General features: G+C 73.8%; 19 protein-coding genes. 6 read left to right on the top strand and 13 right to left on the bottom strand.

Annotated elements, in window-relative coordinates:
• Window positions 1-85: 85 nt before the first annotated feature.
• The 3 genes from CHF15_RS10410 (at window position 86) to CHF15_RS10400 (ending at window position 4,431) form a co-directional block, all read left to right on the top strand.
• Entirely contained in the window at window positions 86-1,603 is a 1,518-nt protein-coding gene (locus CHF15_RS10410) for an FUSC family protein (RefSeq protein WP_089223385.1), read from the top strand.
• A gap of 429 nt (window positions 1,604-2,032) precedes the next feature.
• Window positions 2,033-3,304: a nitric oxide synthase oxygenase gene (locus CHF15_RS10405; protein WP_089223384.1), complete on the top strand. Its 1,272-nt coding sequence runs from the start codon at window positions 2,033-2,035 to the stop codon at window positions 3,302-3,304.
• 89 nt (window positions 3,305-3,393) lie between these two features.
• Window positions 3,394-4,431 (top strand): lactonase family protein, encoded by a 1,038-nt coding sequence (locus tag CHF15_RS10400; RefSeq protein ID WP_089223383.1) that lies wholly within the window; start codon window positions 3,394-3,396, stop codon window positions 4,429-4,431.
• A gap of 94 nt (window positions 4,432-4,525) precedes the next feature.
• On the opposite strand, the gene CHF15_RS10395 is transcribed toward CHF15_RS10400, so the two are convergent.
• From CHF15_RS10395 to CHF15_RS10380, 4 genes are all read right to left on the bottom strand, one after another.
• On the bottom strand, window positions 4,526-5,401 hold the full coding sequence (locus CHF15_RS10395) for a sirohydrochlorin chelatase (protein ID WP_089223382.1): 876 nt from the start codon (window positions 5,399-5,401) through the stop codon (window positions 4,526-4,528).
• Window positions 5,402-5,527: 126 nt separating this feature from the next.
• Entirely contained in the window at window positions 5,528-6,367 is an 840-nt protein-coding gene (locus CHF15_RS10390; protein ID WP_089223381.1) for a phospholipid scramblase-related protein, read from the bottom strand.
• A 25-nt stretch (window positions 6,368-6,392) separates the two neighbouring features.
• Window positions 6,393-7,070: a uracil-DNA glycosylase gene (locus CHF15_RS10385; protein ID WP_089223380.1), complete on the bottom strand. Its 678-nt coding sequence runs from the start codon at window positions 7,068-7,070 to the stop codon at window positions 6,393-6,395.
• Window positions 7,071-7,101: 31 nt separating this feature from the next.
• Window positions 7,102-8,187, bottom strand: a complete 1,086-nt coding sequence (locus CHF15_RS10380; RefSeq protein WP_089223379.1) for a WD40/YVTN/BNR-like repeat-containing protein — start codon at window positions 8,185-8,187, stop codon at window positions 7,102-7,104.
• A 262-nt stretch (window positions 8,188-8,449) separates the two neighbouring features.
• Between CHF15_RS10380 and CHF15_RS10375 the strand changes: the two genes are divergently transcribed.
• The gene (locus CHF15_RS10375; protein ID WP_089223378.1) at window positions 8,450-8,845 is read left to right on the top strand and encodes an ArsR/SmtB family transcription factor; all 396 of its coding nucleotides are present in this window, start codon (window positions 8,450-8,452) and stop codon (window positions 8,843-8,845) included.
• Here the strand turns inward: CHF15_RS10375 and CHF15_RS10370 are convergent.
• The 3 genes from CHF15_RS10370 to CHF15_RS10360 form a co-directional block, all read right to left on the bottom strand.
• Window positions 8,747-10,159 (bottom strand): nucleobase:cation symporter-2 family protein, encoded by a 1,413-nt coding sequence (locus CHF15_RS10370; protein WP_089223377.1) that lies wholly within the window; start codon window positions 10,157-10,159, stop codon window positions 8,747-8,749. The two genes, CHF15_RS10375 and CHF15_RS10370, sit on opposite strands and share 99 nt — an antisense overlap.
• A gap of 119 nt (window positions 10,160-10,278) precedes the next feature.
• Window positions 10,279-11,625, bottom strand: a complete 1,347-nt coding sequence (locus CHF15_RS10365) for an FAD-dependent oxidoreductase (RefSeq protein WP_089223376.1) — start codon at window positions 11,623-11,625, stop codon at window positions 10,279-10,281.
• Window positions 11,626-11,767: 142 nt separating this feature from the next.
• The gene (locus tag CHF15_RS10360; protein ID WP_089223577.1) at window positions 11,768-12,445 is read right to left on the bottom strand and encodes a DUF305 domain-containing protein; all 678 of its coding nucleotides are present in this window, start codon (window positions 12,443-12,445) and stop codon (window positions 11,768-11,770) included.
• Window positions 12,446-12,557: 112 nt separating this feature from the next.
• Between CHF15_RS10360 and CHF15_RS10355 the strand changes: the two genes are divergently transcribed.
• A complete protein-coding gene (locus CHF15_RS10355) occupies window positions 12,558-13,922 on the top strand; it encodes an LVIVD repeat-containing protein (RefSeq protein WP_245938782.1) in 1,365 nt (454 codons plus the stop codon).
• Here the strand turns inward: CHF15_RS10355 and CHF15_RS10350 are convergent.
• The 6 genes from CHF15_RS10350 to CHF15_RS10325 form a co-directional block, all read right to left on the bottom strand.
• Window positions 13,913-14,551, bottom strand: a complete 639-nt coding sequence (locus tag CHF15_RS10350) for a TetR/AcrR family transcriptional regulator (RefSeq protein WP_089223374.1) — start codon at window positions 14,549-14,551, stop codon at window positions 13,913-13,915. The two genes, CHF15_RS10355 and CHF15_RS10350, sit on opposite strands and share 10 nt — an antisense overlap.
• 158 nt (window positions 14,552-14,709) lie before the next feature.
• Window positions 14,710-15,405, bottom strand: coding sequence for an HAD family hydrolase (locus CHF15_RS10345; protein ID WP_089223373.1), 696 nt, complete (start codon window positions 15,403-15,405; stop codon window positions 14,710-14,712).
• A gap of 55 nt (window positions 15,406-15,460) precedes the next feature.
• Complete coding sequence (locus CHF15_RS10340) at window positions 15,461-16,171, bottom strand: phosphatase PAP2 family protein (protein ID WP_089223372.1); 711 nt, start codon at window positions 16,169-16,171, stop codon at window positions 15,461-15,463.
• A 10-nt stretch (window positions 16,172-16,181) separates the two neighbouring features.
• The gene (locus CHF15_RS10335) at window positions 16,182-17,120 is read right to left on the bottom strand and encodes a M56 family metallopeptidase (RefSeq protein ID WP_089223371.1); all 939 of its coding nucleotides are present in this window, start codon (window positions 17,118-17,120) and stop codon (window positions 16,182-16,184) included.
• A 72-nt stretch (window positions 17,121-17,192) separates the two neighbouring features.
• Window positions 17,193-17,783 carry a DUF5134 domain-containing protein gene (locus CHF15_RS10330; protein WP_089223370.1) on the bottom strand — a complete coding sequence of 197 codons (591 nt, stop codon included), beginning with the start codon at window positions 17,781-17,783 and terminating at the stop codon, window positions 17,193-17,195.
• A gap of 103 nt (window positions 17,784-17,886) precedes the next feature.
• Window positions 17,887-18,792 (bottom strand): DMT family transporter, encoded by a 906-nt coding sequence (locus CHF15_RS10325; RefSeq protein WP_089223369.1) that lies wholly within the window; start codon window positions 18,790-18,792, stop codon window positions 17,887-17,889.
• Between CHF15_RS10325 and CHF15_RS10320 the strand changes: the two genes are divergently transcribed.
• Complete coding sequence (locus CHF15_RS10320) at window positions 18,791-20,245, top strand: aminotransferase-like domain-containing protein (RefSeq protein WP_089223368.1); 1,455 nt, start codon at window positions 18,791-18,793, stop codon at window positions 20,243-20,245. The genes CHF15_RS10325 and CHF15_RS10320 overlap by 2 nt on opposite strands.
• Window positions 20,246-20,255: the final 10 nt, after the last annotated feature.

Here is a 20,255-nt window from a genome sequence, read left to right as displayed (position 1 = left end):
GGCACGAGGCCCCGCGGCGCCTTTTCCATGCGCGGACATACGCCGTGACACGAACGAGGGGGCGGACGAGCACGTGGTGAGGCGGATGTTCATCGCACCGGACCCGGGGCGCACGCGGCTGCGCAGCGCCTCGCGCGCGGTCCTGGGCATCGCGGGGGCGGTCGCCGCTGTGGCGGCGGCCGGGCTGCCGCTGCCCGCCGTCGTGGTCGGCGGGCTCGCGGCGCTGCTCGCGCTGTTCGTCGTCACCGACCGGGGCCCGGGCCGCCAGGCCGTGACCACCGCGCTGATGCCCGCGGCGGGCTTCCCCGTCCTCGCGTTGGCCGCGTGGCTGCACCCCTACCCGGGCGCACGGGACGCGGCCTTCCTCGCGGTGGTCTTCGCCGGGGTCTACGCCCGCCGCTGGGGGCCGCGCGGCCACGCGCTGGGCGTCTTCGCCTTCATGATGTTTTTCATCGCCCAGTTCCTGCGGGCCGCCCCCGGACTGCTGCCGGAGCTGTACGGGGCCGTGGGCCTCGGGCTGGGCTGCGCCGCCCTCGTCCGCTTCGGTCTGTGGTGCTACGAGCGCGGGGCCCTCCCGGCGCCGGCCGTCGCCCTGCCCCAGCCGCGGGGGCTGCGCCGCCCGACGACCCGGCAGGCCTTCCAGGCGGTGCTCGCGGGCGGCATCGCGGTGGCGGTGGGCCAGGCGCTGTCCGAGGACCGCTGGTACTGGGCCGTCGGCACGGCCTGGTGGATCTTCGTGAACACCACCTCGCGGGGCGAGACCCTCGTGCGCGGCTTCCGCCGCGTCCTGGGCACCGTCACCGGCATCGTCGCCGGACTCGCCGTGGCGCTCCCGCTGCACGGGGCGACCGCTCCGACCGCGGCGCTCGTCGCCGTCTGCGTCTTCGGGATCTTCTACACCGCCCCGGTCTCGTACAGCTGGATGATGTTCTTCGTGACGGTCATGGCGGGGCTGCTCTACGGCCTGCTCGGCATCCTCCACCCCGGTCTGCTCGCACTGCGGCTGGGGGAGACCGCCGTCGGCGCCCTGGGCGCGGCCGTCGCCGTCCTCGTGGTGCTGCCGGTGAGCACGCACGCGGCGACCGACGCCTGGATCGGCCGCGCGCTCCGGGCGGTCCACGACTTCACCGGGGAGGCCGCCCGCCACCTCGCCGGCGGCCCCGGCGACGACCTGGCCCGCCACGTGACGGAACTCGACGCCCTCCTGGAGCGGGTGCGGGCCACCGTCGCCCCGCTGGTGCACCCCCTCAGCCCGCTGCGCCGCCGCAAGGCCCGCGCCCGTACCGTCCTCGCCCTGCTCGACGAGTGCGCCCGCCAGGTCCGCGGCCTCGCGGAGGTCGTGGCCGACCCGCGCGCCTGCCACGACGAACGCCTCACCGCGGCCTGCCGCCGTGTCGAGATCGCCGTGCGGCGACTGGTGCCCCCGGATGCCGCCGGGAGCGGGACCCCGGTCCCCGGGGCGGCCGCCGGCGAGAGCGCGGGGCCGCACCCGCACGCCGACCGGGCCCTGGAGCACCTGCACGGCCTCGAGACGGCCCTGGCCGGTCTGGCCGTCCCCCTGGGCGCCTCCGTGCGCCAGGAGCCGGCGGCCGGGCCCGCCTGAGCCGCCGCGGGCCTGCCGCCGTGTCGACCGACGCGCGGCGTCCGAGACCACGGCGCGCGCGGAGCGCCCTCGCCGGGCGGAGACCCGTCGGCGGCGCCTGGCGCGCGTGCCGGGTTCATGTGCGCCCCCGGGCCGATCGCGATCGGTCACGGTCGGCATGTGACCGGATTGCGTCCAACCTGCGTCGTGATGTCGTCACTTCACCCGATTCGACGTCCTGTTCGGCCCGGCGTGCCAGGATGACTGACTCCGGACGAGCGGTGAGAGCGATTCCCGTCTCGTGCCGTATCCGCGGGCCGTGAGGGAAACGGTTCGCGCAGGGCGGTCTTGGGGGTGCCAGGCGTGCTGAGATTTCTGCGCCGTACCGGGGGGAAGAACGAACGGCGTGCCGGGCCGGGCCGTGTCCCGCCCGCGGCGGAGCACGCGCGGATGGACGGCCCGGAGCCACTAGCCGGGTGCCCCGCGGGGCACCCGCAGGCCGCGGACGAGGGCGCCGAGGCGCCGCGTCCCGATGACGTGGCGGCCACCTGCCCCGTCGACGGCGCCGCAGGTCGGGACGGGGAGGGGGGCACGGCCGTCCGGCACAAGGAAGTGGACGTCCGCGCGCTGGCCACCGACTTCCTGCGGCAGTACCAGAGCGAACTCCCCGGTGTCGCGGGTGACCCGCGGCAGCGGCTGGCCGCGGTGCTCGCCGAGATCGACGCGACGGGCACCTACCGGCACACCCACGAGGAACTCGTCTTCGGGGCGCGCGTCGCCTGGCGCAACAGCAACCGCTGTATAGGGCGGTTGTACTGGAACTCCCTGCAGGTCCGCGACCGCCGCCACGTCGCCACGGCGCGCGGGGTGGCCCTGGAGGCCGCCGCCCACCTGAGGGTCGCGACCAACGGCGGGCGGATCCGCCCGGTCATCACCGTCTTCGCCCCCGACACCCCGGACCGGCCCGGCCCGAGGATCTGGAACGACCAGCTCATCCGCTACGCCGGCTACGCCCGGCCCGACGGCGGTGTGCTCGGCGACCCCGGCAACACCGGCATCACCGAGGTGGCCCGGCGACTCGGCTGGTCCGGCGGTCCCGGCACGCCCTTCGACGTCCTGCCGCTGGTCGTGCAGGGCGGGGCCGAGCCGCCGCGCCACTTCACGCTGCCTGCCGACGCCGTGCTGGAGGTGCCGATCGTGCACCCGGAGCTCGACTGGCTGGCGGAGTGGGGCCTGCGCTGGCACGCCGTCCCGGCCATCTCCTCCATGTGCCTGGAGATCGGCGGCGTCTGCTATCCGGCCGCCCCCTTCAACGGCTGGTACATGGGCACCGAGATAGGCGCCCGCAACTTCGCCGACACCGACCGCTACGACCTCCTGCCGCGCTTCGCCGACCGGCTGGGCCTGGACACCGGCAGCGACCGCTCGCTCTGGCGCGACCGCGCCCTGGTCGAGCTCAACCGGGCCGTGCTGCACTCCTTCGACCTCGTCGGCGCCAGCATCACCGACCACCACACCGAGTCCCGGCGCTTCCTCGCCCACATCGAACGGGAGGAGCGCAAGGGCCGTCCGGTGCCCGCCGACTGGTCGTGGATCGTGCCGCCCATCTCCGGCTCGGCCACCGGGGTCTTCCACCGCTACTACGACACCGGCGACCTGACCCCCGCCTACGTCCACCACCCCGAGTCGCTCGCCCTCGCCCGCGGCGAGACGCTGGTGTGACGCTGGTGTGACGGGGGCAACGGGATCGGTTTCCGGCCACTGCGTTACTCTCAGCCGCCGTACAGACAACCTGCGGAAGAGGTACGGCAGTGGCCGGGCACGTTTACATCGGGTCGTTCACCTCGGCGGGCGGCAAGGGACTGACCACCGCCGCCGTCGACCCCGATTCGGGAGCGCTGACGGTGCTGGGCGCCGACTCCGCGGTGGGGGACCCCTCCTTCCTCGTGCTCTCCGAGGACCGCGGCCTGCTCTACGCCGTCAGCGAGCACGCCGAGGACGGCGGTGCGGCCGTGTTCTCGCTGGCCGACCCCGCCCGCCCCGAACCGCTGGGCGCCACGGTGCCGGTGGGCGGCGGCGCGCCCACCCACCTGTGCCTGCACCGGGGACACCTGCTCACCGCCAACTACGCCTCCGGCACCGTCAGCGTGCTGCCGGTCGACGAGCGCGGCGCGCTCGGCGGGCCGCGCCACGTCCTGGAGCACGAGGGCGACGGTCCCGACCCGGAGCGGCAGGAGGGCCCGCACGCCCACATGGTGCTGCCCGACCCCTCGGGGCGCTGGGTGCTGAGCGTGGACCTCGGCACGGACTCCGTGCGCGTCTGCGAACTCGACGCGGACAGCGGGGAGCTGGAGGTGGAACGCGAGATGGGCCTGCGCTCCGGCAGCGGACCGCGCCACCTCACCTTCCACCCGCGCGGGGACCGCGCCTACGTCATGAACGAGCTGGACTCCGTGGTGACGGTCTGTCACTGGGACGCGGAGGTCGGCCGCCTGAAGCCCGTCGCCGAGGTCTCCGTGCTGCCGGCGGACGCCTCCGGCCCGAACTACCCCTCCGAGCTGGTCGTCTCGCCCGACGGCAGGTTCGCCTGGGCCGCCAACCGCGGGCACAACAGCATCGCCGTGCTGTCCGTCGACGACAGCGGTGACCGGCTGGAACTCCTGGAGACCGTGGACTGCGGCGGCGACTGGCCGCGTCACCTGACCCTCGACCCCTCCGGGACGCGGCTCTACGCGGCCAACGAGCGCTCCGGCGACGTCAGCTGGTTCGACGTGGACCAGGTCACCGGCACGCCGAAGTTCGCGGGCTCGGTTCCTGTGGCCGCCGCGTCCTGCGTGGTCTTCGGCTGACGGCGGCGGCCTGCCCAAACGCGCGACGGCGTGGTGGCCGGCCCCGGTGTCCCGGGGCCGGCCACCACGCCGTCGTCGTCGACGGCCCGCGGGTTCAGCCCAGCGGAGCGCCCTGCGACGGCTGGGCGATGCCCAGGGCCGCGGTGTACGTGGAGACGACCAGCTTGCCGATGGCCGGGTAGGGGCCCAGCGCGTCGGCCGCGGAGCAGTCGGCCTCCTTGGCGGCGTCGTGCAGCACCTCGGGGGCGACCTCGGGACCGACCACGTACGGCGCGAGCGCCAGCGTGGTCGAGCCGGAGGAGCGCAGCTGCTCGGCGGCCCCGGCGACCGAATCCTCGATGTCCAGCGCGGCGGCCAGCACCGGCACCGCGAGACGCGCGGCCAGCAGCAGACCGGTCACACCCGCCGCCTGGACGGCCTCCTCGCCGCCCACGGTGGCCAGGATGATGCCGTCGGCGGCCGTGGCCACCGTGAACAGGCGGGCGCGGTCGGCGCGGGCAAGGCCCGCCTCGGACAGGCGCACGTGCAGGGCCTCGGCCAGCAGCGGGTGGGGGCCGAGCACGTCGGTCACCTCCGCCGCGGAGCGGCTGTCCGCCACGGCCTGGCGCAGCCGGCGCATCACCGAGGCCTCAGGGCCGGCCAGCAGCGGGACCACGACGGCCGCGGGGGCCTGGTCGCCGCGCTCGGTAGCGGCCTGGGCCAGCACCGACTCCAGCGTCGGGTACTCCTCGCCGTCGCCGTCGACGTAGCCGATGCGCGGGTCGAGTCCGGAGAGCTCGATGCGCGCGATGCTGACGATCTCCTCCGCGAGACTGCGTATCGCGGGAGAGGGGGTGCCGGGCACGGCGAGGACCAGCGCGGGTGCACCCTCGGGCGTGGTCAGCGGCTCCGGCCGCCGGTGCCGCCCGGGCTGGCGGGGGCGGGGCATACGAACGGGCAGGCCGGGTGCGGGGCCTTCGGCAGTGCTCATGGCGAGGCATGCTAGTGCCTTTGCGCGCTCTGTTGTTCGGGCGGGTCCATCGCAGGGGTTACCTGTCCGGTTCTGTCCTGATACGGTGCCGGGTCCGCACACCCCGGCACCGTATGCGTGCCAGGATCAGCCGAGTCCGCGCGAGTCCTGCTTGAGGGCGGTGTCCACGGTGAGCGCGGAGGCGACGACCATGCTCAGCAGGGGGTCCGGCAGTTGCCGGTGGATCTGCAGCACGTAGTTGTCGGCGGTGGTGAACATCGTCTTCGCCAGGCCCTCCCAGGTCTTGGTGATCCGGGCGACCTCGGTGTCGGTGTGGTCGACGATGGCGAAGTTCCAGGCGCGCCAGTTCTCGGCCTTGATCGCCCCGATCTTCTGGCCGTTCACCTCGAAGGCGAAGTTGATCTTGCCGATGGCGTTCTGCTGGACGATCTCGCCGAGCGTCATGCCGTCGGCGCGCTGCACGATCACCTTGGACTTGATGAACTTCGCCGGGCGTGTCAGCAGCAGTTGCGGCTGTCCGTGCGCGTCACGGACCTCCAGGCGCACCGACATGAACTGGTCGACGCTGGCGACGAAGCGCAGCACCTTGCGCGCGGTGCTCTGGCCGACCTGGAGCACCGAGCCGAGCTGGCGCCCCTGCTGGTCGAAGACGCTGTACTCGTTGTTCAGCTCGATGAGCTTGGCCTTCTGGTTGACCACCAGGACGGGCTCGCTGAAGAGCGTTCCGCCACCCGGGCCGGTGGGCGCGACGCCCGCCTGCTGCTGCACCTGGCGCTGGATGCGCGAGGGGTCGGCGCCCCCGTCGACGCCCAGCTCCCAGGGGTTCTCCTTGGGCTGCGGCGGGACCTGCGCGCCGCCCGGGTGGGTGTGCTCCGTCCACTGGGAGCCGTCCCAGTAGCGCAGCAGGTTCTGCGTGCCGTGCGGGTCCGGGTACCAGCCCGCCGGGGTGTTCGATTGCGTCGTCACCCGGGCAGGGTAACGGCTGCCTCTGTCAGGGCAGCCGCCAGTCCACCGGATTCGCGCCCTGCCGTGCCAGGAGGTCGTTGGCCCGGCTGAACGGACGCGAACCGAAGAACCCGCGGTCGGCCGACATGGGGGAGGGGTGGGCGGACTCGACCGCAGGAAGGCTCCCCAGCAGCGGGCGCAGTTTGCGCGCGTCGGAGCCCCACAGGATCGACACCAGAGGCTTGCCTCGCGCGACGAGCGCGCGCATGGCCTGCTCGGTGACCTCCTCCCAGCCCTTGCCGCGGTGCCCCCCGGGCTTGCGAGGCGCGGTGGTGAGCGCCCTGTTGAGCAGCAGGACGCCCTGCCGGGTCCAGGGGGTCAGGTCGCCGTTGGAGGGCCGGGGCAGGCCGAGGTCGGTGTTCAGCTCCCGGTAGATGTTCTCCAGGCTGCCGGGCAGCGGCCGCACCTCCGGGGCCACCGAGAACGACAGCCCGACGGCGTGCCCCGGGGTGGGATACGGGTCCTGGCCCACGATGAGCACCCTGACGTCGTCGAAGGGCTGCTGGAACGCGCGCAGCACGTTCGCCCCCGACGGCACGTAGGTGCGGCCCGCGGCGATCTCGGCGCGCAGGAAGTCGCCCATTTCGGCGATCTTCCCGGCGACCGGCTCCAGCGCCTTGGCCCAGCCCTCTTCGACGATCTCGTTCAACGGTCGTGCTGCCACGGGGAGTCACTCTAGTGGCTCGCACCGACAATCAGACCACGGCCGCCCTCACGCACAGCACATCGGGCAGGTGCGAGACCACGAGCCGCCAGCTGTCGCCCTCGTCGGCGCTGGCGTACACCTCGCCGTTGCGGTTGCCGAAGTAGACGCCGACCGGATCCGCGTCGTCGGTGCGCAGCGCGTCGCGCAGGACCACGCCGTAGTGCTCCTCCGTGGGCAGGCCGGCGGACAGGGCGGTCCACGAGGCGCCCGCGTCATCGGTGCGGTAGACCCGGCAGCGGTAGTCGGGCTGGTAGCGGTCGCTGCCGTCGTTGACCGGGGAGACGTACGCGACGCCGCCGCGGCGGGGGTGGGCGGCGACGGCGAATCCGAAGTCCGCGGGCAGGCCCTTGCCGATCTCCGTCCACGCCGCGCCGGCGTCGTCGCTGCGGTAGACCCCGCCGTGGTTCTGCAGGTACAGCCGGTCCGGGTCCTCCGCGTCGCGGGCGATCTTGTGCACGCACTGGCCGAACTCCGGGTACGGGTCGGGCAGGAACTCCGCCTTGAGCCCGGTGTTGGACGACTCCCAGCTCGCGCCGCCGTCGGACGAGCGGTAGACACCGCCGGACGAGACGGCCGCGATCACCGCGTCGGCGTCGCGCGGATCCGTGATCACCGTGTGCACGGCCTGCCCGCCGAATCCGGCGCCCCACAGCTCCCGCTGCGGGTGCTCCCACAGGCTGCGCACGAACTCGAAGGTCACCCCGCCGTCGTCGGAGCGGAAGAGCGCGCCCGGTTCCGTGCCGGCCCACACCAGGTCCGGGGCGCCGGTGCCGGCGGGCTGGATCTGCCAGACACGCTCCAGCGAGGTGTCCGTGTCCTTGGGGAAGCGCACCGCGGGCCTCGCGGGCTCCTCCCAGCTGCGCCCGAGGTCGTCGGAGCGGAACACCGACGGCCCCCAGTGCGAGCTGTCCGCGCCGACCAGCAGCCGGGGTACGGACCGGCGGGTGTCGATGCCGACCGAGTACACCGCCTGCATGGGGAAGTGCGGTCCGGTCAGCTCCCACTTCCCGGCGGCGCCCCGCCGTCCCAGGAACAGTCCTTTTCGTGTGCCGATCGCGAGTACGACGTCGTCCATGACGCACCATCTCCGAACTACGGGAATGTGTCCTGCATCACAGATTCTGCACCGCCCCACCGACAACGGGGTCCGCGGCGCGCTTTCTCCGCGCGGAAGGAGGCCTTGCCGGGCCGCGGCGCGCGGCACCCGTACGTGACGGCGCGAGGCCGACGTCCGTCTGCCGACGTCCGTCTGCGGACCCGTCAGTTCCCGTTCGGGCCCCCCGGATGCAGATGGTACGTCGGCGGTCGAACTACGAGAATTCTCGTAATATGGGTCCATGATCCCGCAGCAGCTCCCGGCCACGGCAGCCCCCGTACCCGGCGGGAGGGTGTGCGCGCACCCGGACCGCGCGGAGATCCGCCTGGAGGCCGTCCTGCACGCGCTGTCCGACCCCATGCGCCTGCGCGTGGTACGGACGCTGGCGGCGCGCGGTGTGGAGGCGGCGTGCTCCGAGGTCGAGCTGCCGGTCAGCAAGTCGACCTGCACCCACCACTTCCGGGTGCTCCGGGAGTCCGGCGTGATCAGCCAGACCTACCGGGGCACGTCCAAGATGAACGCGCTGCGCCGCGCCGACCTAGAGGCGCTCTTCCCCGGGCTTCTGGACAGCGTCCTCGCCGCCGCCGACCGGCAGGACGGGCGGCTCGGCGGGGTCACCGGCCTCGTCCGCGCCTGAACCGGGGCCGCCCGGCAGGTGGTTGAAGAGCAGGTTCAGTGCGATCGCGGTGATGCAGCCGGCGCTGATCCCGCTGTCCATCACCGTCTGGAACCAGTCGGGGAAGGCGTCGTACACATCCGGGACGCCGACCGGCAGCAGTCCGACCGCGACCGACACCGCCACCACGGTCAGATTGCCGTTGCCGTGGAAGTCGACGGTGGACAGGGTCCGCACCCCGCTCGCCGCCACCGTCCCGAACATCACCAGGCCCGCACCGCCGAGCACCGGCGCCGGGATCGCGGCGACCACCGCGCCCAGTTTGGGCAGCAGCCCCAGCAGTACGAGGATGCCGCCCGCGGTGGCCACCACCCAGCGGCTCCGCACCCGGGTCATCCCCACGAGGCCCACGTTCTGCGCGTAGGCGGTGTACGGGAAGGTGTTGAAGACCCCGCCGAGCACGGTCGACACGCCGTCGGCGCGCAGCCCGTCCGCGAGCCGCCGCGGCTCCACGTGCCGGCCGGTCAGTTCGCCCACGGCGATGATGTCGCCGGTCGTCTCGGTCATCGTCACCAGGGCCACGACCAGCATGGAGGCGATCGCCGCGCCCTGGAAGTCGGGCGTGCCGAAGTGGAACGGCGTGCTGATCCCGACCCAGTCGGCGTCGCCGACCGCGCCGAAGTCGGTGAAGCCCAGCGGCACGGCCGCCAGGGTGCCCAGCACGATGCCCGCCAGGACCGCGACGCGCGCGACGGCGGGGGGCGCGAAGCGCTGCACCAGCAGGACGACCACGAGCACCGCGGCCGCCATGCCGATGTTCCGCGGCGCCCCGAAGTCGGCCGAACCCACGCCGCCCGCGACCCAGTTGCCGGCCACGGGCAGCAGGCTGAGCCCGATGACCAGGATCACGGTGCCGGTCACCAGCGGTGGGAAGAACCGCAGCAGCCGCCCGAAGACCGGTGCCAGCAGGACCATCGCCATCCCCGAGGCGATGACGGCGCCGTAGATCGCGGGGAGTCCGCCGTCCTGTCCGATCAGCACCATGGGGGCGACCGCCGCGAAGGTGCAGCCCTGCATGATGGGCAGCCGGACGCCGAACCGCCACCAGCCCACGCACTGCAGCAGCGTGGCGACGCCGCACACCAGCAGGTCCGCCGTGATCAGGTACGCGAGGTCGGCGGGCGACAGCTTCAGCGCGCCGCCGACGATGAGCGGCACCGCCACCGCGCCGGCGTACATCGCCAGCACATGCTGCAGCCCGAACGCCCCGAGCTGGACGGCGGGCAGGACCTCGTCGACGGGATGGACGGCGGAACGGTGCGGCGGCGTCGCCATGGGCAGCTCCTCGAACGCGGCGCGGGTGAGCGGGGGAACGATGAAGCGGTTGCCCGGGACTCCGGTGGGCGTGAACAGTCTGTCGATCGCGGAGGGGGTACGAGCGCTCCCCGCGGGTCTCAGCCCGTGGGACGGGAGGCCGCCAACAGCCCTGCCCAGTCGGGGATCTTCACCGTCGTGCGGTCCTGCGACCGCCCCAGCGCCGCCTCGGCGGCCTCGATGGCCTCCCACCCGGTCCACTCCACCGGGTCCTGCCCCAGCGCCCGAAGCCCCTCCAGCGGATCGGCGGCCGTGCTGCGCCGGGTCAGCAGCTCCCGGGCGTCGGCGACCAGGGCCGCCGCCGTCTGCTTGGCGCAGGGCCGGTTGGTGCCGATGACCCCGGTCGGCCCGCGCTTGATCCAGCCGGCCACGTACTCGCCGGGCGAGGGCGCACCACCGCGCAGCACACGGCCCTCCTCGTTCGGCACGATGCCGAGCCGGTCGTCGAAGGGCAGCCCCTCCAGGGGGACGCCGCGGTAACCGACCGACCGCAGCACCAGTCCGGCGTCGATGTCCTCCACGACACCGGTGCCCCGCACCCCGCCCCCTTCGTCCGGCGCGGTCCGCTCGAACCGCATCCCCGTCACCGCGTCCTTACCGAGCACCGCCACCGGCCGCAGGAAGAAGCGCAGATGGATGCGGCGCCGCCGGCCCGCAGCCGGCCGGGAGGCCCAGCCGCGCAGCACTTCCACGTTGCGCCGGGCGACCGGGACGAGCCCCTGCGGATCGGTGTACGCGGGGTCGAGCTCCAGCTCCTCGGGGCGGACGAGCACGTCCGCGTCGGGCAGGTCGCCGAGCTCGCGCAGCTCCTTGGTGGTGAACTTCGCCTGCGAGGGCCCGCGCCGCCCCACCATGTGGACGTCCGTGACCCGGCTGTCCGCCAGGGCCCGCAGCACCCCCTCGGGCACATCGGTGCGGCGCAGCTCCTCGGCGCCGCGGGCCAGGATGCGGGCCACGTCGACGGCGACGTTGCCGACCCCGATGACGACGGCGGAGCGGGCATGCAGCGGGAAGCCGTCGGGAGCCTCGTCGGGGTGGGCGCTGTACCAGGAGACGAAGTGGGTGGCCGCGCAGCTGCCGGGCAGGTCCTCCCCGGGCACGCCCAGCCGGCGGTCGGTCGCGGCGCCGACGCAGTACACCACGGCGTGGTACAGCTCCAGCAGGGCTGCCGGGGGCAGTCCCGGACCCCCGACGGTCACGTTGCCCAGGAAGCGGATCCGGGGGTCCTCCAGGACGCGCCGCAGCGTGCCCTGCAGGGACTTGATCTTCTCGTGGTCGGGGGCGACCCCGTAGCGGACCAGCCCGTAGGGGCAGGGCAGCCGGTCGAGAACGTCGACGCAGACGTCCGGCACCGACTCCTGGCGGGTCAGCGCCTCGGCCGTGTACACCCCGCTGGGACCTGAACCGACGACTGCCACACGCAGCACGGGCGCCTCCCCTTCGGCGAGGGCTGGGTTCACCTCGGCGGCCCGTGTGCCGCCCGGAACGGGCGGGACGGGCGGCCACGTCCAGCATCGCACCGAGGGGCCGCCGGGGGGAGGGCACCGGAGCGTGTCGCGGTCCGGGATGTCAGCCCATGGCGCGCATCCGGGCGATCTCGGCGCTCTGCTGGGCGATCACGTCGTTCGCCCACTCGCCGACCTGGACGTTGCGGCCGTGCGTGAGCACCTCCGTGGCCATCGTCACCGCTCCGCGGTGGTGGGCGATCATCAGGCGCAGGAACTGCCGGTCGAACTCGGCACCGCGTGCCTCGCGGAGCGCGGCGAGCTGCGCCGCGGTGGCCATCCCGGGCATCGAGGCGTGGTCATGGTCGTGGGCGGTGCCGTGGGAGCCGCCGTTGGTCTTGAGCCAGGCCTCCATGACGTCGATCTCCGGGCCCTGCGCGGCGTCGATGCGTGCGGCGAGTCCCCGGACCCGCTCGCCCGAGGCGTGGCTGTCGGCGAGGGCGGTCATGACAAGCGCCTGCTGGTGGTGGGCGACCATGTTCGTCACATAGGTGAGGTCTGCCGGATTCGGGGAGTCGTCGGGCAGGGCCTTCGCCGCCTCGTCCCTGGAGAGTGTCGTGGCTTTCTCGCCCGGTGCGCCCGGTGCGATCACCGAGGGCGCGGCGGACGCGGAATCGCCTCCGGAACCGCCATCGCAGCTGGTCAGGGCGAGTATTAAGGAAGCGGTGAGGGCCAGCGCGGGCAGCGTCGCAACGCGATACGAAGAAAACACCAGTGCATTGTCATCTTTTGACGCGCACATGAGAAGGGCCATACTGCCGGGGTCCGTATGAAGTTCAACCGCGAACGATACAAGGGAGGACGCGGTGAAGCGCTTACGTACAGCCCTCGCTCGCCCCGGACGACTGGCGACCCTGGCGGCCGCCGCCATCACGTTGCTCGGACTGGCGGTTCCGGCCCCCGCCACGGCCGACGGGAGCATCCCGGGTGTCGACGAGGTCGTCACGAGCGCCAACGTCGAGCACCTGGTCAACATACCCAAGCAGTCCCTCGGGGGGTTCAACACCGACCTGGCGTTCCAGGGGAGATACGCCTTCGCGGGCAACTACGACGGTTTTGTCATCTATGACATCAGCCGTCCCACCAGTCCCAAGATGGTCAGCCAGGTCCTGTGCCCCGGATCCCAGAACGACATCTCGGTCTCGGGGAACCTGCTGGTCCTGTCCACCGACTCCTCGCGCTCCGACAACTCCTGCGCGAGCACGAGCCAGTCCGCCGCCGAGAAGTCCTCCTGGGAGGGCGTCAAGGTCTTCGACATCAGCGACAAGGCCAACCCGCGCTACGTCGCCGCCGTGGAGACCGCCTGTGGCTCCCACACCCACACCCTCGTGCCGGGCAAGCGCGACCTGTTCGTCTACGTGTCCTCCTACTCGCCCAGCGCCTCCTTCCCCGACTGCCAGCCGCCGCACGACGGCATCTCCGTGGTGAAGATCCCGCGCAACCACCCGGAGAAGGCCGCCGTCACGGCCTTCCCCGTCCTCTTCCCGGACGGCGGCAACCCGGGCGTCCCGCCCACCGACACCCAGGCCCGGGTCAGTGAGACCACAGGCTGCCACGACATCACCGCGTTCCCGAAGCTGCGGCTCGCGGCCGGCGCCTGCATGGGCGACGGCATCCTGATGGACATCTCCGACCCCGAGCGGCCGAAGGTCCTCGACCGCGTCCAGGACAACGTCAACTTCTCGTTCTGGCACTCGGCGACCTTCAACGAACGGGGCAACAAGGTCGTCTTCACCGACGAGCTGGGCGGTGGCGGCGGCGCCGAGTGCAACGCCGCGATCGGTCCGCAGCGCGGTGCCGACGGCATCTACGACATCGTCCGCAAGCACGGCAAGTCCAAGCTGGTCTTCCGCAACTACTACAAGATCCCGCGCCACCAGGCCGACACCGAGAACTGCGTCGCCCACAACGGGTCGCTCATCCCCGCCAAGGGCCGCGACATCATGGTCCAGGCCTGGTACCAGGGCGGCGTCTCCGTCTGGGACTTCACCGACTCGTCCCGGCCCAAGGAGATCGGCTTCTTCGAGCGCGGGCCCATCTCGGCCGACACTCTGACCCTCGGCGGCTCCTGGAGCGCCTACTACTACAACGGTTACATCTACTCGAACGACATCGCCAAGGGCTTCGACGTCCTCAAGATCTCCGACCGGCGCACCGACAGCGCCCGGGGCATCCGGATCGCCGAGCTCAACGTCCAGACCCAGCCCGACTACCGCTGAGCGGTCCCGGGCAGCGGCGTTCCGCCGGGCGGCAGGTCGCCCGGCGGAACGCCGAGTTCCCAGGGCAGGCCGTACCGCTGGAAGGCGTCGGCCCTCAGCCGCGCCAGCGGCATGGCCGCGCCCGGGATCAACTGCGCGAACACCCCGCCCATGAGCAGGGCCCGCAGCATCCGGTAGTCCTGCTCGGGGTCCGCCGAACCCCAGGCCCGTACGGCGCCCAGCAGCAGTTCGGCCAGGCGCCGGCGTTCCTCGCACTCGCTGAACCCCTCCGCCTGGAGGATGCCCGCCATGTGCGCCCGCATGACGACCGGATGGCGCACGGGCAGCGCCAGGACGGCGTCGATCGCCCGGGCCAGCACCTCGCGGCCGTCGGCGGGGGCGGGCTCCCGCCCCAGCGCCGCGGCCAGTTCGCAGTGCATCAGCCGGTGCGCGGCCGACTGCAGCAGCAGCCGCTTGCCGGGGAAGTAGTACGACACCAGACCGCGTGCCGTGCCCGCGCGGTCGGCGATGTCCCCGAGCGTCGTGGCCTCGAACCCGCGCTCCTCCACCAGTTCGACCGTCGCCTGCAGCAGGCGTTCCCGTGAACGCCGGCGCATCGCTTCATTGACCGAAGGTCGCCGAGGGGACATGCTTTACTCCTGCGTTGACTGGCCCGGAGCCAATATACTCAGGGCCGGCCCGCCGTGAGCGGCACGCTCATGCGGGTCACGGGGGTGAGGTGCATGTACCCGGCGGCGCGGGGGACCGCCGGGTACCGCATCTTCGGGCCGGCGCGCTCACACCCCCGTCAGGCGGTCAGGTCCAGCACCGGCAGCAGCCCCGACGGGCGTTGCTCCACCGGCAGGTGGTCCACCAGGTGCACCGCGCAGCCCAGCGCCGCCGCCCCGGCGTCCGCATGCCGGTCGTCCCCGATCATCGCGACGCGCTCCGGCGGCAGCCCCAGCCCCTCGCACGCGATGCGGAACAGCCGTGGGTCCGGCTTCCGGACGCCGTGCTCGAAGCTCAGGACGAAGACGTCCACCAGCTCCTCCAGACCGTGTGCCCGGAACACCGGCCGCAGGTCCCAGCCGATGTTGCTCACCACCGCCACCGGCACGCCCCGGCGCCGCAACTGCGTGAGCACCTCCCTCGCGTCCGGGTACGGTGACCAGGCGTCAGGCTCCATGTGCCGGTCGTACAGCGCCTCGTAGGCCTCCTCCCACGGCAGCTCCACCTCCCGCGCCAGCGCGGTGAACGCCGCGCGGTGACGCTCCGCCGACAGGTCCCGCTCCTGCCACAGCCGCTCCAGCCGTGCCGGCACGCGCTCCGGCGGCGCGCCGCCCGGAAGCCCGCCGGCCCGCTCCAGGCGCTCCGCGTACGCCGCCATTTCGTCCTCGCCGAGAGTGATCCCCAGCCGCTCCAGCACGGTGCCCAGCCAGCGCCGGGCGGGCTCGGCCCGCAGCAGGGTCCCGGAGAAGTCGAACATGCATCCCTTGATGGTCATGCCCGTCATCCTCCCCGACCCGTCGGGCGCCCACCGGGACGGGCCGTTCGACGTCTCAGGAGGCCGGCCGGTCCGGCTCGGCGGTGCCCGTGCGCCACGGTTCGCAGAGCGCGGCGGTGCCGGTCAGGACGGCCGCCGCCAGCAGCCAGCCGCCCAGGACGTCGGAGGGCCAGTGGACGCCGAGGTAGACGCGGGTGAAGCCGACGCCCACGACCGACACAAAGGCGACGGCGCAGGCGGCCACGCACCAAGGGGAGCGGGCCGGCACGCGGAGCAGCAGCAGCCACAGCAGGGCGCCGCAGACGAGCGCGGCGGTCGTCGCGTGGCCGGAGGGGAAGGCCGCGAAGGCCGCCGAGTCGACGGGGTCGGGCCAGCGCGGGCGTTCCCGGCCGACGAGGGCCTTGGCTGCCTGCTGGAGGACCCAGCCGAGGGTGCCGGCCAGCACCAGCCACAGGGCCTGGCGGTTCTCGCGCCGTACGAGCAGCCACACCACGGCCGCGAGCAGCAGCAGACGCATCGTCAGCGGATCCCAGACCCAGTCGGTGAGGACGCGGTTGAGCCGGGTCCAGCCGGAGTGCCGCACCGCGACGGCGTGCAGTTCCACCGTGAGGGCCCGGTCGGCGGCGAGCAGCGGCCCCCAGCGCGCGGCGACGAGCCCGAGCAGCAGCAGGAAGGCGGCGGAGGCCGCCGCGCACTGGCTCAGGCACGCGGTGCGCAGGGCGCGGTCGGGGTCCCGGACGTCGGACGGTGCGGGAGGGGCGTGCATACAGCCGAGGCTACGTGAGCGCCCCGATTCCGGGGCCGAATGCCACGACCAACGGCACGAAGGGGATCAGCAGCGCGCACGCGGAGGCATGGGCGCGGCCGAGGCGGGTGAGGCGGGGCGCCGGGTCCAGCAGCCGGTTGACGCGGACCGGGACCTGCGCGTCCGGTGCCGGGCAGGGGCCGAACACGCCGCGGTCCTCGTTGAGTTCGACCAGGGCCAGCGCGGTCGTGAGCCGCCCGAAGCGGCGTGAGGCGATGTCGTCGGCGGCGAGTTCGACGAGCCGGTGCACCTGGTCGCGGAACCCGGCGAAGACCGGCACCTGCGGGAAGCCCGAGGCCAGCGCCCCGGCGCAGTGCAGCAGGACGTCGTGCCTGGCCCGCGCGTGGCCCTGCTCGTGGGCGAGTACGGAGTCGAGCTGACGTCCCTTCAGGCGGCGCAGCGCGGCCGTGGTGATGACGAGTTGCGGCCGGGGGCCGGTCAGCCACCAGGCGTCCGGACGCTCACTCTCCAGGACGACCAGCCGCTCGTCGGAGGCGGCGGCCTCACCGGGCAGCCGTGGCGAGCGGGCCCGCAGTTCGGCGCGGCGTGCCCGCTGCCGGGCACCGGCCCTGCGTATCTCGCGGGCGAGCATCGCCGCCGTCCAGACGCCGCCGCAGGCCAGCAGGACCGCCAGATAGCCCGCCCAGGGACCGTAGCCGGGCAGCTCGTAGGCGGCGACGACGCTCCGCGGAGCGAAGGCGAAGAGCCCCTCGCGCAGCCAGGTCCAGGTGGCGGAGGCGCTGAGGGCCATGGCCAGGAACAGGCACAGCAGGACCGCGCCGACCACGCACTGCCACACCCACAGGGCCAGCACCGGTTCCCGCTCGGGCCAGACGGCGCGGGTGAGCAGGCGCGGGGCCATGGCGGCCGCCACCGCACCGAGCAGGAGCAGCACGAGCGGGACGGTCATGCCGCCACACTATGAGGGCGCCACTCCGCACGGGTACGGTCTTCGGGGGGAAAGTGACGCGCCTCACTGCCGTCACAGGGTGAGGAGCATCGCGAACATCCCGATCGCCATGGACACGCGGCACGCCGACGCCAGTTCGGGAGCGTGCGCCACCGGCACGGCGCCTCCGGCGGACGCCGTACCGGTCGCGGTCACGGTGGCGGGCGCCGAGACCAGGCGGACGCCCGCGGCCAGGACGTATATCGCGAAGTACGCCAGCAGCAGCCCGGTCGTCGCGGGCGTCCCGGCCGGGGTGTGGCCCGCGTGGGCCCCGCCGCCGACGGCGCCCGCCTCGGCCATGGCCACCGCCATGTAGACCATCGCCCCGGCGCCCACCGCGTGGTGCAGATGGTGCGCGTCGTGGCGGGCCAGCAGCAACGCCCGCACCGCGGCGACGCCGAAGACCAGGCCGAAGGCCGCGGCGGCCCACCGCGGCGGATCGAGGACCGACACCGGCACCGCCATCGCGGCCATGCCCATCCCCATCAATGCCTCGGCGCGCGCCACCCGGCGCTCCTCGGGCCCGGTGCCCGGGCAGCCGAGCCGGGTGCGGAACAGGCAGTACGCCCCCGTGGCGGTGCCGAGCACCACGAGCAGCCAGGCCACCAGCGGTGGTCCGTGCATGAGCGGCCCTCCTTCGGCTCCTGCGCGGAGGATGCCCGGCCACGGCGGCGCATACTCCAGCGCACGGGCGTACCGGGGGAGCGCGGCGGGGCCGTCCGGGGCCTCAGCTGCGGGTCCGCTGGGTGACGGCCACGCACACCAGCACCGCCAGCGCCGCCGGCCCGGTCAGCGCGCCCAGGTCCTCGCCGAGCAGCGCCGCCGCCCAGACCAGCGTCAGCAGCGGCTGCGCGAGCTGCAACTGGCTGGCACGCGCGACGCCGATGGCGGCCATGCCCCGGTACCAGACCATCAGCCCGAGGAACTGGGACACCACCGAGACCCAGAGCAGCCCCGCCACCGCACGCCCGCCGAGGTGCACCGGTTCGAGCGCGAGCGCCACCCCCGCCGCCGGCACCGTCAGGGGCAGCGCGCCGACCAGAGCCCACCCGATGACCTGCCAGCCCGGCATGACCGAGGCCAGCCGCCCGCCCTCGACGTAGCCGGCCGCGCAGACCAGCAGCGACGCGAAGAGGAAGACGTCACCCGTGGTCAGGGCGCCGCCACCCTGCCACAGGGCGAAGCCCACCACGACGGCGCCGCCCGCGACGGCCGCGGACCAGAACGGCATCGACGGGCGCGTCCCGACGCGTACGGCGGCCAGCACGGCGGTGACCAGCGGCAGCGCGCCCACCACGACGGCGGCGTGCGAGGTGTCGGTGGTGCGCAGCGCCAGGGTGGTCAGCAGGGGGAAACCGAGGACGACGCCGAGCGCCACGACCGCGAGCCCCGGCCAGTGCCGGCGGTCGGGCACCGGCACCCGCGCCGCGATGAGACAGACGGCCGCCACGGCCGCCGCCAGCACACCCCGGACGGTGGTGGCCGTCCAGGGGCCGAGCCCCGTGAGCGCCCAGTGCGTCGCGGGGAAGGTCAGGGAGAAGGCGGCGACGCCCAGTCCGGCGAGGGCGGTGCCGCCCGCACGGCTCCCGACCGCTATCGGCGGAACGGCAGTAGCGCTATTCTGTGCTGTCATGAATGACGGTAGCAGTTTCGGAAACCTCGCGGATACCCTGCGCGATGAGCTCTACCGCTACTCGCCTGGCGAGAAGCTGCCGTCGAGTCGTGTCCTCGTCGACCGCTTCGGCGTCAGCCCGGTCACGGTCTCCCGCGCCCTGGCCGCCCTCGCGGCGGAGGGGCTGGTCGTCACCCGTCCCGGCGCGGGCGCCTACCGTGCCCGAAGCTCCGCCACCGGACCTCGGACCGTCGACACCTCCTGGCAGCAGGTCGCCCTCACCGTCGAGGAGCAGCACGGCGAACCCGCGCCCAGGGTCGTCGACGCCTCCGGCGTGACCACCAGCCTCGCCGTACCCCCGCCCGGGGTCATCGCCTTCAACGGCGGCTATCTGCACTCCTCGCTCCAGCCCGGGCAGGCCCTCGGCGCCGCGCTCGCCCGCGCCGCCCGCCGTCCCGGGGCGTGGGACATGCCGCCGCTGGAGGGACTGACGGCGCTGCGGGCCTGGTTCGCCCGCGAGGCGGGCGGCCCCGGCGGCACCCTCGGCCCCGCCAACGTCCTCGTCACCGCGGGCGGCCAGGCCGCGCTCACCACCGCCCTGCGCGCGCTCGCCCCGCCCGGCTCGCCGGTGCTGGTCGAGTCGCCGACGTACCCCGGCGCCATGGCCGTCGCCCGCGCCGCCGGCCTGCGTCCCGTCCCCGTCCCCGTGGACGAGGACGGCGTACGCCCCGACCTGCTCGCCGACGCCTTCGCCGCCACCGGCGCCCGGGTCTTCTTCTGCCAGCCGCTCTTCCAGAACCCCACCGGGGCCGTCCTCGCCGCCGACCGCCGCCGCCGGATCACCGAGATCGCCCGCGCCGCCGGGGCCTTCCTCATCGAGGACGACTTCGCCCGGCGCCTCGGCCACGGCGCCGAACCGCCGCCGCCCCTGGTCGCGGACGACCCGTACGGCACCGTCGTGCACGTCACCTCGCTGACCAAGCCCACCTCGCCGAGCCTGCGCGTCGGCGCGCTGGTCGCCCGCGGCCCGGTCATGGAGCGGCTGCGCGCCATCCAGGTCGTCGACAGCTTCTTCGTGCCGCGCCCCCTTCAGGAGGCCACCCTCGAACTCGTCGGCGCCCCCGCCTGGCCGCGCCATCTGCGGGCCGTCTCCGCGGGCCTGCGCGAGCGGCGTGACGCGATGTCCGCCGCCCTCCACCGCGAACTGCCGGGCCTCATGGCCGAGGTCCACGTCCCCATCGGCGGCTACCAGCTCTGGCTCCGGCTCCCCGACGGCACGGACGAGTCCGCGCTGGCCGCCGCCTCGCTGCGCGCGGGCACCGCCGTCGCCCCCGGGCGCCCCTACTTCGCCGCCGAGGCCCCGGCCCCGTACGTCCGGCTGAGCTTCGCCGACACCAGCGGCACCGAGGAGATCGCCGAGGGTGTCCGCCGGTTCGCGGCGGCCTGCGCCGAGACGGGCGTGGACACGGCCTGAGCAGCGGGCC

It is taken from the genome of Actinacidiphila glaucinigra, assembly GCF_900188405.1.
Lineage (GTDB): Bacteria > Actinomycetota > Actinomycetes > Streptomycetales > Streptomycetaceae > Actinacidiphila > Actinacidiphila glaucinigra.
The sequence above is the reverse complement of the archived record's forward strand: the minus strand, read 5'-3'. Positions and strand labels throughout refer to the sequence as shown.

What these genes read in the sequence shown, in the direction of transcription:
- CHF15_RS10380 (WP_089223379.1), bottom strand. Translation starts at nt 8,187, where the DNA reads ATGGACGACGTCGTACTCGCGATCGGCACACGAAAAGGACTGTTCCTG.
- CHF15_RS10330 (WP_089223370.1), bottom strand. Translation starts at nt 17,783, where the DNA reads ATGCACGGACCACCGCTGGTGGCCTGGCTGCTCGTGGTGCTCGGCACC.
- CHF15_RS10325 (WP_089223369.1), bottom strand. Translation starts at nt 18,792, where the DNA reads ATGACAGCACAGAATAGCGCTACTGCCGTTCCGCCGATAGCGGTCGGG.
- CHF15_RS10360 (WP_089223577.1), bottom strand. Translation starts at nt 12,445, where the DNA reads ATGTGCGCGTCAAAAGATGACAATGCACTGGTGTTTTCTTCGTATCGC.
- CHF15_RS10340 (WP_089223372.1), bottom strand. Translation starts at nt 16,171, where the DNA reads ATGCACGCCCCTCCCGCACCGTCCGACGTCCGGGACCCCGACCGCGCC.
- CHF15_RS10370 (WP_089223377.1), bottom strand. Translation starts at nt 10,159, where the DNA reads ATGGCGACGCCGCCGCACCGTTCCGCCGTCCATCCCGTCGACGAGGTC.
- CHF15_RS10345 (WP_089223373.1), bottom strand. Translation starts at nt 15,405, where the DNA reads ATGACCATCAAGGGATGCATGTTCGACTTCTCCGGGACCCTGCTGCGG.
- CHF15_RS10320 (WP_089223368.1), top strand. Translation starts at nt 18,791, where the DNA reads ATGAATGACGGTAGCAGTTTCGGAAACCTCGCGGATACCCTGCGCGAT.
- CHF15_RS10375 (WP_089223378.1), top strand. Translation starts at nt 8,450, where the DNA reads ATGATCCCGCAGCAGCTCCCGGCCACGGCAGCCCCCGTACCCGGCGGG.
- CHF15_RS10335 (WP_089223371.1), bottom strand. Translation starts at nt 17,120, where the DNA reads ATGACCGTCCCGCTCGTGCTGCTCCTGCTCGGTGCGGTGGCGGCCGCC.
- CHF15_RS10350 (WP_089223374.1), bottom strand. Translation starts at nt 14,551, where the DNA reads ATGTCCCCTCGGCGACCTTCGGTCAATGAAGCGATGCGCCGGCGTTCA.
- CHF15_RS10405 (WP_089223384.1), top strand. Translation starts at nt 2,033, where the DNA reads ATGGACGGCCCGGAGCCACTAGCCGGGTGCCCCGCGGGGCACCCGCAG.
- CHF15_RS10395 (WP_089223382.1), bottom strand. Translation starts at nt 5,401, where the DNA reads ATGAGCACTGCCGAAGGCCCCGCACCCGGCCTGCCCGTTCGTATGCCC.
- CHF15_RS10410 (WP_089223385.1), top strand. Translation starts at nt 86, where the DNA reads ATGTTCATCGCACCGGACCCGGGGCGCACGCGGCTGCGCAGCGCCTCG.